The organism is Cyclobacterium sp. SOCE241 (genome assembly GCF_056867545.1).
The window spans coordinates 4,707,413-4,720,610 of record NZ_CP149779.1; the positions used below are offsets into that span (position 1 = coordinate 4,707,413).

At 37.8% G+C, this 13,198-nt stretch carries 11 protein-coding genes and 2 pseudogenes; 4 read left to right on the plus strand and 9 right to left on the minus strand.

What is annotated here, in order from left to right:
* The first annotated feature begins 60 nt into the window (after nt 1-60).
* The 4 genes from WG932_RS23915 to WG932_RS23930 all read left to right on the plus strand — a co-directional run bounded on the left by WG932_RS23915 (nt 61) and on the right by WG932_RS23930 (nt 3,860).
* Entirely contained in the window at nt 61-1,260 is a 1,200-nt protein-coding gene (locus tag WG932_RS23915) for a TonB-dependent receptor (protein WP_483085658.1), read from the plus strand.
* A complete protein-coding gene (locus tag WG932_RS23920) occupies nt 1,215-2,936 on the plus strand; it encodes a TonB-dependent receptor domain-containing protein (protein WP_483085659.1) in 1,722 nt (573 codons plus the stop codon). The genes WG932_RS23915 and WG932_RS23920 overlap by 46 nt, the downstream gene beginning before the upstream one ends.
* A 184-nt stretch (nt 2,937-3,120) precedes the next feature.
* Entirely contained in the window at nt 3,121-3,315 is a 195-nt protein-coding gene (locus WG932_RS23925) for a hypothetical protein (RefSeq protein ID WP_483085660.1), read from the plus strand.
* Nucleotides 3,309-3,860 (plus strand): hypothetical protein, encoded by a 552-nt coding sequence (locus WG932_RS23930; RefSeq protein ID WP_483085661.1) that lies wholly within the window; start codon nt 3,309-3,311, stop codon nt 3,858-3,860. The genes WG932_RS23925 and WG932_RS23930 overlap by 7 nt, the downstream gene beginning before the upstream one ends.
* Nucleotides 3,861-4,197: 337 nt before the next feature.
* Here WG932_RS23930 and WG932_RS23935 read toward each other — a convergent pair.
* The 9 genes and pseudogenes from WG932_RS23935 to WG932_RS23975 form a co-directional block, all read right to left on the minus strand.
* Nucleotides 4,198-5,630, minus strand: a pseudogene (locus tag WG932_RS23935) (peptidylprolyl isomerase).
* Nucleotides 5,608-6,504, minus strand: coding sequence for a peptidyl-prolyl cis-trans isomerase (locus WG932_RS23940; RefSeq protein ID WP_317192285.1), 897 nt, complete (start codon nt 6,502-6,504; stop codon nt 5,608-5,610). Before WG932_RS23940 ends, WG932_RS23935 begins: the two are co-directional and overlap by 23 nt.
* 6 nt (nt 6,505-6,510) lie before the next feature.
* Entirely contained in the window at nt 6,511-8,469 is a 1,959-nt protein-coding gene (locus tag WG932_RS23945; protein WP_483085662.1) for a peptidylprolyl isomerase, read from the minus strand.
* Between the two features lie 95 nt (nt 8,470-8,564).
* Entirely contained in the window at nt 8,565-8,981 is a 417-nt protein-coding gene (locus WG932_RS23950; RefSeq protein ID WP_149394424.1) for an ATP-binding protein, read from the minus strand.
* Nucleotides 8,971-9,315 carry an STAS domain-containing protein gene (locus tag WG932_RS23955; RefSeq protein ID WP_149394423.1) on the minus strand — a complete coding sequence of 115 codons (345 nt, stop codon included), beginning with the start codon at nt 9,313-9,315 and terminating at the stop codon, nt 8,971-8,973. The genes WG932_RS23950 and WG932_RS23955 overlap by 11 nt, the downstream gene beginning before the upstream one ends.
* A gap of 31 nt (nt 9,316-9,346) precedes the next feature.
* Nucleotides 9,347-10,179 (minus strand): annotated as a pseudogene (locus WG932_RS23960) (PP2C family protein-serine/threonine phosphatase).
* A 29-nt stretch (nt 10,180-10,208) separates the two neighbouring features.
* Nucleotides 10,209-11,414: a hypothetical protein gene (locus tag WG932_RS23965; protein ID WP_483085663.1), complete on the minus strand. Its 1,206-nt coding sequence runs from the start codon at nt 11,412-11,414 to the stop codon at nt 10,209-10,211.
* A gap of 375 nt (nt 11,415-11,789) precedes the next feature.
* Nucleotides 11,790-12,599: an aminotransferase class V-fold PLP-dependent enzyme gene (locus tag WG932_RS23970; protein WP_483085664.1), complete on the minus strand. Its 810-nt coding sequence runs from the start codon at nt 12,597-12,599 to the stop codon at nt 11,790-11,792.
* A complete protein-coding gene (locus WG932_RS23975) occupies nt 12,596-13,021 on the minus strand; it encodes a hypothetical protein (protein ID WP_483085665.1) in 426 nt (141 codons plus the stop codon). The genes WG932_RS23970 and WG932_RS23975 overlap by 4 nt, the downstream gene beginning before the upstream one ends.
* Nucleotides 13,022-13,198: the final 177 nt, after the last annotated feature.

A 13,198-nucleotide genomic window follows, 5' to 3' on the forward strand; every position in this document is an offset into this window, starting at 1 on the left:
ATGTCTCGTATCCCTTTCCAACTTTTTGATCGTATCGCTGTACTATTAAAATAACACAAAATGAAAAAATTACACTATAGCTGGATCCTTATAGGTTTTCTGCTTTTGTCCTCCAATATATTTGCCCAGAATGGGACAATTCGTGGGACTATCTATGATGAAGGAACCGGAGAACCCTTATTTGGGGTTGCTGTATCTGTTGTTGGTGCACAATTAGGAGCTGTTACCGACTTCGATGGAGATTTTGAAATTGAACTGCCGGAAGGGCTTTATTCAATACAGGCCTCTTTTATATCTTTCAATACCCTTCAATTGGAAGAGATTAAAGTAAATAAAGGTGAGGTTACCTTACTAGATAATCTTAAGATGTCGGAATTTACTTCTGACCTAGAAACCGTGACCATTACGGCAGAGGCAATCAGAACCACAGAAGCTGCCCTTATGACCGTGAAAAGAAATGCACCTCAATTAATGGATGGTATTTCTGCTGCTGCATTCCGACAGATTGGAGATGGAGATGCAGCATCGGCCATTAAGCGAGTAACAGGTGTTTCTATAGAAGGTGGAAAATATGTTTACATCCGTGGATTGGGAGACCGTTATACCAAGACGGTTTTAAATGGAATGGATATTCCAGGTTTAGATCCGGATAGGAATACCATTCAGATGGATATTTTCCCTACCAATATCATTGACAATATCATCGTTTCGAAATCTTTTACCAGCAACCTGTCGGCAGATTTTACCGGGGGAGTTGTGGACATTGAAACCAAGGATTTCCCGGAAGAAAAAACCATGCGTCTTTCAATTAGTGGCGGATATAATCCTTCCATGCACTTTAACTCAAATTTTTTAACTACAGAAGGAAGCAGTACTGATTTTTTAGGTTTTGACAACGGGTTCAGAGACATACCTACCGAGGGAATTGCAGAAATACCACAATATGCTGATGTAGTAGGAAATCCAGGTGGTGAGCAAGGCCAATTGTACCAAAGCATTTTGCGTGATTTCAACCCTACTTTTGGCGGGACAAAGAAGCAAAACTTTATGAATTACTCTTTGGGCTTCTCTCTTGGAGATCAATTCAAACACAAAAACAATACCTTTGGTTATAATTTTGCAATAACTTACAAAAACACCTCTGATTTTTTAAAGGGGCTGAATTTAATCTCTATGCCAAACCAAGAGAATCAGATCAAACTGAATTGGAACCTTTGGAAAGCTCAGTGGGTAATTATGGCGAAAGCAATGTATTGCTAGGAGGCTTATTTGGAGTGGCTTATAAAACCGATTATTCCAAATATAAACTTAACTTTATCCACCTACAAAACGGATCTTCTAAGGTTGGTAATTTTGACTTCGTAAACACCAACTTAGGAGCGGAATTCGAGGCGGATCAATACAATATAGAATACAGCCAAAGAGCATTAACCAATTTGATGCTGAGTGGTGTACATTTCAGCAAAGATGGCGCTTGGGAATTGGATTGGAAAATTGCCCCAACCTTATCTTCCATTGAGGATCCGGATGTAAGGGTACTTAGATTCAGAGAACCAAATAAAACCATCTCATCAGAGGTGGGATTACCTCAAAGAATTTGGAGGTCATTGGATGAAGAAAACCTTGTAGGTAAACTTGATCTCTCTAAGAATCATGTGCTCTTTGGAGAATCTGCTAAATTAAGATTTGGATCTTCATATGCCTATAAACAGAGGGATTTCCTAATTCAAGACTTTCAGTTTGCAACCGGTAACTCGACTTTTACCGGGGACCCTAATCAGGTACTGATAGAGAGTAATTTATTCTCCGAAGACAATAGAAATGGGATCAGGTACAGCCCTTTATTTATCCCAAACAATCCTAACAGTTATAATTCAAACTTGACCAATGTTGGATTATATGTTCATAGTGAGTTTAGCCCTTTTGAAAACTTGAAAGCGATTGTAGGACTACGCGCTGAAAAATTTGACCAGTATTATACAGGGAGTAACCAGACTCAAACCATTGTTTATGATAACGAAAAGGTGATGGGAGATCTGGATCTTTTCCCTACCATTAACTTGATCAGGAGTATAAAGGAAAATCAGAACCTTCGTTTTTCTTATTCAAGTACAATTGCCAGACCTTCCTTTAAGGAAATGTCTTTTGCAGAAATTCTTGATCCAATCACCGGAAGAACTTTTATCGGTGGTTTGTTTCAAGAGACAACCGATGGAGGAACTGAAGTTTTATGGGATGGTAATCTAGAAGCCACAAGGATTAATAACTTTGATTTGAGATGGGAGCAATTCCTATCAGGTGGACAGATGTTCTCTATAAGTGCATTTTATAAGACCTTTGACAAACCCATAGAAATGGTGCAGTTCCTTTCTGACCCCGGTGCCTTTCAACCAAGAAATGTTGGAAACGGAACCGTGGCCGGTATTGAATTAGAACTGCGTAAGTCATTGGCTTTTCTGAGCCCTTCACTTGAAACTTTCTTCTTTAATTTTAATGGTACCCTTACGGAATCTAGAATTAAAATGTCAGAAGCAGAATTAAGATCAAGAGCACTTACAGCCAGAGAGGGAGAAACCATTGATGATACCAGAGATATGTCCGGCCAAGCCCCTTATATTATCAATACAGGGTTAAGCTATAACAATTATGTTTCCGGTATTGAAGCAGGTATATTTTATAATGTCCAAGGTTCTACACTGAATTATATCGGATTTGGAAATAGGACTGATACCTATACTGTTCCTTTCCATGCAGTGAATTTAAGCTTGAACAAAACTTTTGGGGCCAGTGAGAAAGTTAAGGCCGGTATTAATGTTCAAAACTTGCTTAATCAATCCAGAAAAGAAGTTTTTAGGTCTTATGGGGCTGAAGATCAAATTTTCTCAAGTTTAAACCCCGGTACACTTGTGAATGTTAACTTTTCATATGCTTTTTAATTCTTTTATTTCTAAGCCCGAAAAGGTTAAAAAATAACATTTTTTAGTACTGCGATAACAGATTAAACTTTTAATTGAGAATATCCTTCCTTCAGGAGGGATATTTTTTTGTCTTTATGTTAAGAAATTGTTAACTTTAGTTAACAATGAATTAATTTAGACAAATGCCTAAAGCACTATATATATGGGGGTTACTTTTTTTGCCACCGTTTCAACAACGGTTTCGGCCAAAACCTATGTGCTTTTAACTGATTTCACCAAGCCTACAGCCTCAACTTCTCTACTGATGTCATGGCGTGTGGATAGTGAGAAATTTACCAGCTTATATGAGCAATTGAGTAAAGACTATAATAGGTTAGGTAAGTCAAAAAAATGGTGAAAAACATATTTTACCGAACACATCAACAACTGCTTCAACAATATGAACCATTCAGTATGGCCCAGGACACCTTTAATTCGGGGAACTACGATTGCGTGAGTGGGTCATTGATTTTGGCAGGCTTACTTGATTATTTTGGGTTTGATTATGAAATTAAAGAAACAACGTACCATGTGTTTTTGAAGGTGGCCGTTGAAAATGGCTTTGTTGTACTGGAAGCTACGGATCCCATTGAGGGATTTATTCAGGATAAAGCCGCTATTCAATCTTTTTTAGATAAATACCGAAATGGATTCAATGATAGTAGTCCAAGAACTTTTTTGGCATCTAATCCAGAAGAGCAGGCATTGATTTACAGGAGTATTGATCTTCAAAAATTGATTGGGCTTCAATATTTTAATCAAGCGATCAAACATTACAACAGCCAAAATGAACTGCTGGCATATCAATTTAGTGTATCTGCATTAAAAATGTATAAGGCTGAAAGAATTGAAGGTTTTTCAGAGTTTTTAAAACAACGCTTGTCACTATCCGCATTACGTTAGGATCCTTGAAGATTGAATAAACAGTCCCTTTATCAGAATTGTCAAGGCCAAATTCATAGAAATCGGACCCGATTAGGCACCCTTTACGCTACCAAGACTGAATCCGGTAAAGCCAAATAGAAGCAATATTTAAATTATCTCATGCAAGGGGAGAGGTTCAGATCCCGGCTTATGGTTGTCCTACATTTTAAATTTCATGAATGAATATAAACCATCACTCTATCCGGCCAAATTGAATCAAAGGTAAGTTTAGATTTGCAACAATGTAAGGCTATACGGGAAGACAAAAAAAGGGCTTTCTATGGAATAGAAAGCCCTTTTAATGGTGTTATAATCTTTATTTTTCTGCCAATACATTACAATTATCGTAGGCAGGATCGATATCTATAAAGACCTCTTCTTTGGCTAATACAAACCAATTGGCAAGAATTTCTTCCTCTTTTTTCCTTCTGGCTGCTTCTTTTAGTTTTTCGTAATCATCAGAAATATTGGCCCTGTGGGCAGGGTAACGATTTTTGTAATACAAAATTCTTACTCCCGGCTCTGATTGGCCCCTCTGATCTACATCATCAAACCTGATGGTAGGGGTGATGTCACCTATTTCCATACTGTCTAAGGTGAAAAAGAGAATAGGATCTTCTAGCGTTCTTGAAGTCAGTCGGTTGGACCCCGTAGATGGGTCAGTGAAAAAACCACCTGCATCTGAAGTTTCCCTATCGTCTGAATTTTCTTTGGCAGCTTTTGCGAATTCGATATTGCCATTTACGATCTCTTGTCGGAGGCTGTCCAGTTCTCGTTCTGCTTTTAAAATATCTTCTTCAGAAGGAGTAGGTCTGATCAGGATATGCCGGGAATTGAAAGTATTTCCCCTTCGTTCAAGTAATTGAATTAAATGGATACCAAAAACCGTCTCAACAGGATCAGAGATTTCTCCTTGTTTAAGTTCAAAGGCTGTAGCCTCGTATTCAGGAGCTAATTCACCTCTCTTAAAAAATCCAAGGTCCCCTCCTTGTGGGCCGGAAGGACCTTCAGAATATTGCCTAGCCATGGTAGCAAAATCAGATTCTCCGCTTAATATTTTTGCCTTTATCTCAGCCAATTGATTATATACCTTGTCTTTTTGAACTTGGCTAACTTCCGGTTTTTTTACAATCTGCCCCACAACCACTTCTGAAGAGAAAAATGGGAGAGAATCTTTTGGTATAGAATTGTAGAACTTTCTTACGTCATTGGGAGAAACCTGAAGGCCTTCTGTGATGACTCCCTGCATTTTTCCCACAACCAATTGTTCTTTAACAGCATCTTGGATTTCACTTTTTAATTGGTCTCCGGTTTTGCCATAGTTCTCTATAAGCATTTCTTCATCTCCTCCAAACTGCTGAAGAACCATATTGAATCGCTGATCTGTTTGGATAATCACTTCAGCATCTGAAACGATTACAGAATCGATTTCTGCCTTTGCCATCATCATCTTATTGATTAATAAGGATTCAAACACCTGACATTTGGTCGGTACTTCAAAACCCTGTTGGGCTTGCGAAGAAGCCTCCAAATAGGCCTTTTGAAGGTCCGACTCTAATATGATATAGTTGTCGACTTTGGCGATTATTTTGTCTAGTACTTGACCACTAGGCTTTTTTTCCGGCTTTTTTCGTCCGTTTCTGCCCCATCACTGTTGTCCTGGGCCAATACAACCTGAAACATGGAAATGCCGAGCAGTAAAAATAAGCTAAGGGTTTTGGTCCATTTATTCATATATGGTAAACTCATTGTTTTTAAGTGCATTATTGTAAATATCTCTTTTTAATTTTTCGGCTATTTCTGCTCTCCTCTTATTAACAATAATTTTGGAAATCTCGTCTTTCACAAATTCCAACGGTGGGACTTGGTCTTGTAACCTGTATTCCAAAATTTTAAAATAATAAGCGTAAGTTTCATCATCCACATGGATCAATTTTTCATTTCTGATCAATTGCACGTGGTTGTTATTTTGGGTTAGTGGTGTATTTAATATAATATCTTCAAAGTTGATCCAAGTGGAATCTTCCATAAAGTAATTGTTGGCATACCGGATGGCAAAGTCTTTTAGTTCTTGTTTTTTGCTTTCTTCATCACTGTTTAGCAATCGCTCCAATTGTCGTCTTTGTGGCAAATCTTTCTCAAGCTTCACAAAGTTTGTTCGTACAATGATCTCCTTTAAAGCGAAATTTTTATTGTTGTTTTGGTAATACTCTTCTATTTCCGCTTGGGTTACCTCTTTATTTAATTCCTCTTCAACGTAATTTTTTTCGTATTCATAAGCGATAAGTGCATACCTGTAGTCAAGCAACTTTCTGTTTATCTCTGCTTCGTTAATGGTTAGGTTTTGACTAGCCTCCTTGATTACTAACTGCTTCTTTACCCAGCTTTGAATATATCGATTGACCAATTCCGCAGAATCCAAATCCGGAGACATCTCTTTGCTTAAATGATCGATATCAGTATGGTACAAGTTCGCATTGCCTACCGTCGCTATTATAAGATTATCGGGGTCTTCCTCCTCATTTTTCATCTTGAACAAATCACAAGAAGTCATGAAAAGCATAAGGCCGGCTGCCAGCAATGTTTTATTGAACAAGTGATTGATATATTTTTTCCTTTTCATCCTCATTTACTTGGATGTTATAATTTTGTTTAAGTTCTGTAAGTAATTTTTTTCTAAAAACTGCTGGTAATCCTGAATTAGTTTCCCTCGAGTTTCACCAAATTGCTTTTGTCTGGCAGGCAAGGTTTCCCCTAAAACGAGTAGGATGGTTTCATTATTTCGTTTTAGCTTATGAAACCTTTGATCTAAATCCAGGTCGCTAAACAATTCATTTTTATTTATTTCGTAAATGGTTTGGTTTACTGTAAACAGCAAAGGGTTTTCTTCTAGAAATTTTGTATTCAATTCACCGGATAAACTGTCTGAAAGAGGTTGATCCTTTAGCCAATTGGTAACTTCTGAAATGTCCTGACCATTTTTTGCTTTCACCACAAGTGCTTTTACTCTCTTTTCCCAGAGGTATTGTTCTCTATTGCTTTCAAAATAATCCATCTGACCAGCGCTATCTTCTAAAGCTTTTTGCCAAACTTCATTGTTCATCAATTCAAATAGCAGCATACCCTGTTTGTACTCATTGACCAATTGCCGGTATTCTAAGTTGTTTTCATAAATGTATTCTTCTTCCCAGAGGGAGAATTGTTGGGTCGAAAATTCCGTATAAGCCTTATCAAAATTGACCTTAAGAACTGTCTTACCCGATGGGTCAGAAATTTTCAGAAATTCAATTAAATCTCCCAAGTTTGCCTCCTTCCAATCTGATTGGATAAGCGGTTCCACGTTCGTTAAGGCAAGCGCCTCCAATTCTTTATAAAGTTCAGCTTTTGGTCTTCCTTTGGTTTTAGAAAAGGTGTTTTTTAGCTTAGAGAGGAGTGTCTGGTTTTCAACAGCTTTAAATTTTGCCTTTTGCATGGCCAAAACCTGCTCTTTTATTAGTTTGGATCTGCTGTCTCGCAAGATACTTGATTTGATTTTTGGTAATACTTCTTCAAACGATGGTACAGGTTTGGAGCCCTCCAGTCTAATGATGTGGTAACCATAGTCTGTTTTAACCGGAGCCGAAAAATCTCCTTTATTTTTTAATGAAAAGGCGGCATGTTCAAATTCCGGAACAATGGCTCCTACTCCAAACCATGGTATAAGGCCTTTGTTCACTTTACTGGCCTCATCTTCAGAATAAGTATTCACCAATTCCGGCCAAATAGAAGGCTCATTGAGCAGTGATTGATGAATTTGGTTAATTTTATTTCGGGCAATTTGGTCTTCTTGATCTCCCGTATGTTCTCCGGAACGAATCAAAAGATGTGAAACATGAAGCTGTCCCGGGTTGGGTCTGCGGTCTTCTAGTTTGATAATATGGTAACCGTAATCAGATATGACTGGATCGGATATTTCCCCGGGTTTTAAATTGTAGGCAGCTTCTTCAAAAGGCAAGACCATTTGCAAAGCAGTAAAGTATCCCAAATCTCCTTTATTGATATTTGCGGAAGGGTCCTCTGAATAGGTTGCTGCCAATTTATGGAAATCAGCACCGGCTTCGGCTTCGGCTTTAACTTTTATTGCCATTTTAAAAACTGCAATAGAATCTTCCTTAGCGGCATTTGGGGGAAACTTGAAAAGTATATGACTTGCCTTTACAATTTCTTGCATCCTGCTGTAGGCTTTCCTTAACTCCCCTTCAGTAAGTGAGTTTTCTAAAAGGTAGGGTTTTTTTAACTCCTCCTTAAAAGCAATGAATTCCTCTATAAATTCTTCGGTTTGGTGCATACCCAAGTCCATGGCATGCTTTACTTTTAACTTGTAATCAACAAAAAGGTCAAAATTTTGATCAAAATCCTCTTTACTGATCGGTGCGTCCTCTTGTTGCCGGTTTTTATTGAGTACGTATAAAAACTCCTCAGAATAAGAAGCCTCACCATTAATTTTCAAGAGATAGTCCGACGGTAGATTTGTTTCCTTGATTGGATCAGGAAGCGGAGAGGCACTTGCAAATAAAATTCCTACCAAAAGGAAATATATATGCTTCAAATTCATAGGACAATTGGTACAATTTAATCTGCAATGTTACAAATTTTACCCCACAATTTGGGTTGTTACCTCGGATAAGTGAAGGGATTTAACATTTATTTGGAATTGAGTTTTTTTATCAGGCGGCAGGTATTGATAGAATGATTGGTTTCAAATTCTATTTTATCCATTATTTTCCTTACCAGAAGTAAACCCAGTCCTCCCTTTCGTTTCTCTTTAACCACAGAATTAACCTCCGGGGATTTGTATTTTTTTAAATTAAAAGCTTTTCCAGAGTCCCTTATCTCGAAGACGATGTTGTCATCGTTTAACCGCACTTTGAGTGAGATAAAACTATGGGGGTTACAATCATGTGAATGAATGATAAGGTTGGCACATACCTCTTCCACTGCCAAAATCAATTGATTCTGGCTTATATCATTCAAGTCGGTAGTGGAAAGAACTTCTGTAATAAATGTTCTTAATTCCGACAGCCGACTTTTTTCACAATATAATTTTAATTCATGCTTCATGGACTAACTTTTCGGCTTCCTCCCTGCTGTCTATAATCGTAATCAATTGGTCAAGACCAAGGATATGAAAGACATTCATGACCTTATCATTTAAACCGTAAATAATAAATAAGATGTTTTGCTCATTAAAATCCTCCAAATAGGACATGAACACGCCCAAGCCGGCCGAGGAAATGTATTGGAGTTCAGTGCCATCCACCAAAATATTCTTGATGTTGTCATCCAATGCCTCTTGTATCACCTCATCCAATTCTACAGAATTGCTGGCATCAACTTCTCCTTGCAAGCCAATTGTTAAATGGCTTTTTTCAGCCGTCTTATTTATAGTTAACATATTCAATTATACGTTTTAAGCTATTATAAGTTTATGCATTAAATTTGATGACTAAAATAGAATAATCATCATCCGGTAGGGCCTCTCTACCCACAAAATCATAAACTTCATTTACAATCTTACTTTTTATTTCCTTTGCAGGTAATGTCTTATAATGATCCAATAGAAGCCTTAGTTTGTCGTAACCAAATTCTTGGTTTTCTTGATTTTTAGCTTCCACTATTCCATCTGTATACATAACCATGACATCTCCCGGCCGGTACTTTAAATAGCCCTCTTCGAGGTAATTTTCATATCCTTCATTTCTTACTATTCCAAGTCCCATGCCCTTGATATTCAGAAAGCGAGAACAACCTTGCTCTAGGGAATAAAATAGGGTAGGGCAATGGCCGGCTCGGGCAAAATAAATCTCCTTCAAAGATGTATTGATGGTGTAATACGTAGTAGTTATAAAGTTGTTTTTTCTAAGCAGCGGCTTAGAGCACTGTTGGCTTTGGATAAAAAGTTTATTGGTGAGAGATTTAATTGTACCAAACTGTGAAAAACCCCTTTCATTTGTGACATATTGAATGCCGCCGAAGTTCCTTTTCCTGAAACATCTCCAATAATTAATGCAAAGTTTTCATTATCAAAGCGAAAGGTCTCATAATAATCGCCACCTACTTCATCGGCTGCAGCAGAAAAACCATCAATTTCAAAACTGTTGTTATGATGTAACTCTGAAGGCAGAAGACTTCTTTGTACCCTTTGGGCAATTTCCAGTTCTTCCCGGTACCGTTCATTTTTAATGGCCTCATTAAGTAGTCGGTGATTTTCTATGGAGATGGAAGTCTGGCCAACAAAAGTTGAAATAATATTTATCATTTCTTTATTAAAGCCATCTTTGACTTCTTTTAATAAAAAAATGTCGCCAAGGGTTTTTTTATTGGCAGAAACGGAAAGTACCAATACCGATTTATAGGTTTCGTGGGGAATTTGCCCATATAGGTATTCTTTTTTATTTCAGACCGTTGGGTTAAATAAGAGGAAAATGGTTCTACTTTTCTTAACAATTCCAGCACTTCCTGCCTTTCTCCATTGCTAATAAATTTTTGTAATTGAATTTTGGAAGTTTCTTCCGGTTCGGAAGGGTGCAACTCCAGCCAGCCTGCATCCACATAAGCAGCACTCATGCAGCTGTCCATTAATATATCCAATACTTGCTCCTCATTTTCTCCGGGCTTTATAGATTGGCTTAGTTTCTGAAAACTAATGGCCTCAGTAAGTTTTTGCTCAAACACCGAGGATGTGGGTAGGTTAAACAAGGTCACCAATAAGCTAAACACCGCATACAGCAATACGAACACAAAAAGTCCCAGAAGAAAGAGGTTTTCCGAAAGGTTAACAAAATGAATGTTTTGTTGGGTGTAGGAAACCAAGCGGAAGAAAAGGTATCCAGTACAGGCAATGATTATCACCATAAAAAGAATAGATTTCCATTTTTCCCTAAAGGTTAAATAAGGAATCCACTTTAAATTGATGGAAAGTATGGCGCCATAGATGATCAAAAAGATCAATCCAAACATGAAACCATAATTGAAACTGGCCTGACTAATCAATACAAAAAACATACTGATCAGTAAGATTACCTCATAAGCCTGCCATTGTTGAACAATGGCCTTGCTCTTTTGGTAGAGTATAAGGTGTTTCCAACTCAGGGTAGTAGATATTAGAAAAATGGAAACCACTGCAAAATTAACATGGTAAAAGAAATTCATCAAAAGGAGATCTTCCGACAGCCTTGAATCCCCTAGCAGGTAATAAAAAAAATTGATCAGAAAAGAAGTACCGGTAGCTATTAAACCTGTAGATGCCGGTCTCCAAATAAAATCTATAAAACTTCGGTTTTCATTCTTTTTAATGGAATCATTGAAATAAATGTAAAGCCAAATAAAAAATAAGATTTCAAGGACCCATGTGATTTCCTTGCTAATGACCCCTTCCATTTGGTTAATTTCACCGAATACCCTGATCAAATTGACCAGCAGCAAGCCCATCCAAGAAAGGACAGCCAGGAGGATATATATTTTTCCTCTTTGTATTTGGGGTAACTTCACCATAGAAAATCTTACAATAATAAATATAGAATATCAGAAACCATCGGCAACGGTGAAAAACTATGTGTGTTGGCCCTTTTTTATTTGATTCGTATTAGAAGATAGAAGAAGTATTGCTCACTTTGGAATTTTCTTTAAACTTATGATTCGAGCCGGATTTATTATTTTTTGTCTGATTAGGAAGCTAATTTAGACCTTGATTTTAATAAAAAAATTGGCACTTTTACTCGGCACTATTCAAGATTTTCTTCTTACTGTCTGATAGCAATGGTAAACTATAAAGTTGATTTTCAGAAAGAATAAATCCGGCGCGATTAGTCACCAAAACTAATGCGGCCGGATCCATTATTGCTCTCTTAAAGCCTAGTTTAGCTATTATTAGGCAGTTCTTTTTGTTAAGGCCTCTTTTAACTTTTTGGCTACAATTTTATCTTGACCTTTTTCTAACATAAAAACGGTCAGTCTCAGGCTTTTTGGTTCTTCCCAATCGATAGTTTCGATGGAAGGGTCTCCATCCCTCAGATCAGCCCCCAGATCTTTGGCAGAAAAATCATGCTGAGTCCCTTCCCAAGAAATTTTTAGGGATGGGTTGTGATTGGCTACTTCCGGAATCACCACTTCGGTGCTGATCCCCGGGATGCCGGCAATGGCCCCGTCAATCAATGCGACCCTGTTTTCCCAAGTTTCCCAGATTTTGTCATGGTCTCTGTTGATGAAAGTTTCCAAGGCCATATACATGCCCAAAATTTCTTCCTTATTAACCTTCTGTCCACGACCAATATTCCCTCCTCTAGGTGGAGCACTAATTCTAGCTGCTTCAATCAAGTGTTTTTTACCCATCAAAATTCCCGCACTCTGTGGCCCGGCCATGGCCTTACCTCCGGAGATGGCTACTAAGTCAAACCCCATGTCATTGAATCTCCATAAATTCTCTACCGGAGGAACATCCGCAGCAATGTCATTCATGGTTGGGATGCCATGCTTTTTAGCGATTGCAACCCATTCTTCGTGTTTGATTTTTCCTACTGGAGCCTCTCTGTTTAAAAACCACATCATGGCAGTTTTTTCGTTGATGGCTGCTTCTAATTCTTCTTTCGTTTCAATAAATATCAGCTTTACCCCGGTGTTGGTCAGTGCATGGTGGTATCCATTGGCATGACTTTTCTGAAGGATAACTTCTGATTTCATTCCTGTACCCTCCAAAAACGGGAGTTTTGCCGCCTTTTTGCATCTTTCCCTGTCAATACTCCGGCCATCCCTAAAACCAAGGCAGACCAGCAACCGGCCGTAACCATTGCGCCCTCTGCATGGCATAGTTTGGCAATTTTTTCACCGACTTTGTCTTGTACATCGTTTAGCAATACATATTTTTTGGAAGCCATATTAATGGTCTCCATTACTTCCGGTGGCATTAAAGAAGCCGTCATGGATGTGTAATTTCCGGCAGCGTTGATAAAAGTTCTTAAACCTAATTCTTTAATTAAATCTCTCTTGGCTACGGCTTCTGTAGCAGATGGTAAAGATTCAGCCAATAATGTAGTACTTCCTGCCATTCCTCCCAAAACAGGAAGAGAGGCCAGGCGCTTAATTAATTTCCTTCTTGATATCATGATGTTGTTAGTGTGATTTTAGGGCATCAATTTAACAATTATCGTCCGCCTTTTTAAATTTAGTCGGAAAAATATATCATTTTTAAAATTTACAGGTAATTTGGCGGTTTCAGTGGTAAATTTAATATACCGAATAGATTTTAAGGATTAAACATAAAAAAGGAATGCTCAATAAAA

What these genes read in the sequence shown, in the direction of transcription:
- WG932_RS23915 (WP_483085658.1), top strand. Translation starts at nt 61, where the DNA reads ATGAAAAAATTACACTATAGCTGGATCCTTATAGGTTTTCTGCTTTTG.
- WG932_RS23925 (WP_483085660.1), top strand. Translation starts at nt 3,121, where the DNA reads ATGGGGGTTACTTTTTTTGCCACCGTTTCAACAACGGTTTCGGCCAAA.
- WG932_RS23930 (WP_483085661.1), top strand. Translation starts at nt 3,309, where the DNA reads ATGGTGAAAAACATATTTTACCGAACACATCAACAACTGCTTCAACAA.
- WG932_RS23940 (WP_317192285.1), bottom strand. Translation starts at nt 6,504, where the DNA reads ATGAAAAGGAAAAAATATATCAATCACTTGTTCAATAAAACATTGCTG.
- WG932_RS23950 (WP_149394424.1), bottom strand. Translation starts at nt 8,981, where the DNA reads ATGAAGCATGAATTAAAATTATATTGTGAAAAAAGTCGGCTGTCGGAA.
- WG932_RS23955 (WP_149394423.1), bottom strand. Translation starts at nt 9,315, where the DNA reads ATGTTAACTATAAATAAGACGGCTGAAAAAAGCCATTTAACAATTGGC.
- WG932_RS23965 (WP_483085663.1), bottom strand. Translation starts at nt 11,414, where the DNA reads ATGGTGAAGTTACCCCAAATACAAAGAGGAAAAATATATATCCTCCTG.
- WG932_RS23970 (WP_483085664.1), bottom strand. Translation starts at nt 12,599, where the DNA reads ATGAAATCAGAAGTTATCCTTCAGAAAAGTCATGCCAATGGATACCAC.
- WG932_RS23975 (WP_483085665.1), bottom strand. Translation starts at nt 13,021, where the DNA reads ATGATATCAAGAAGGAAATTAATTAAGCGCCTGGCCTCTCTTCCTGTT.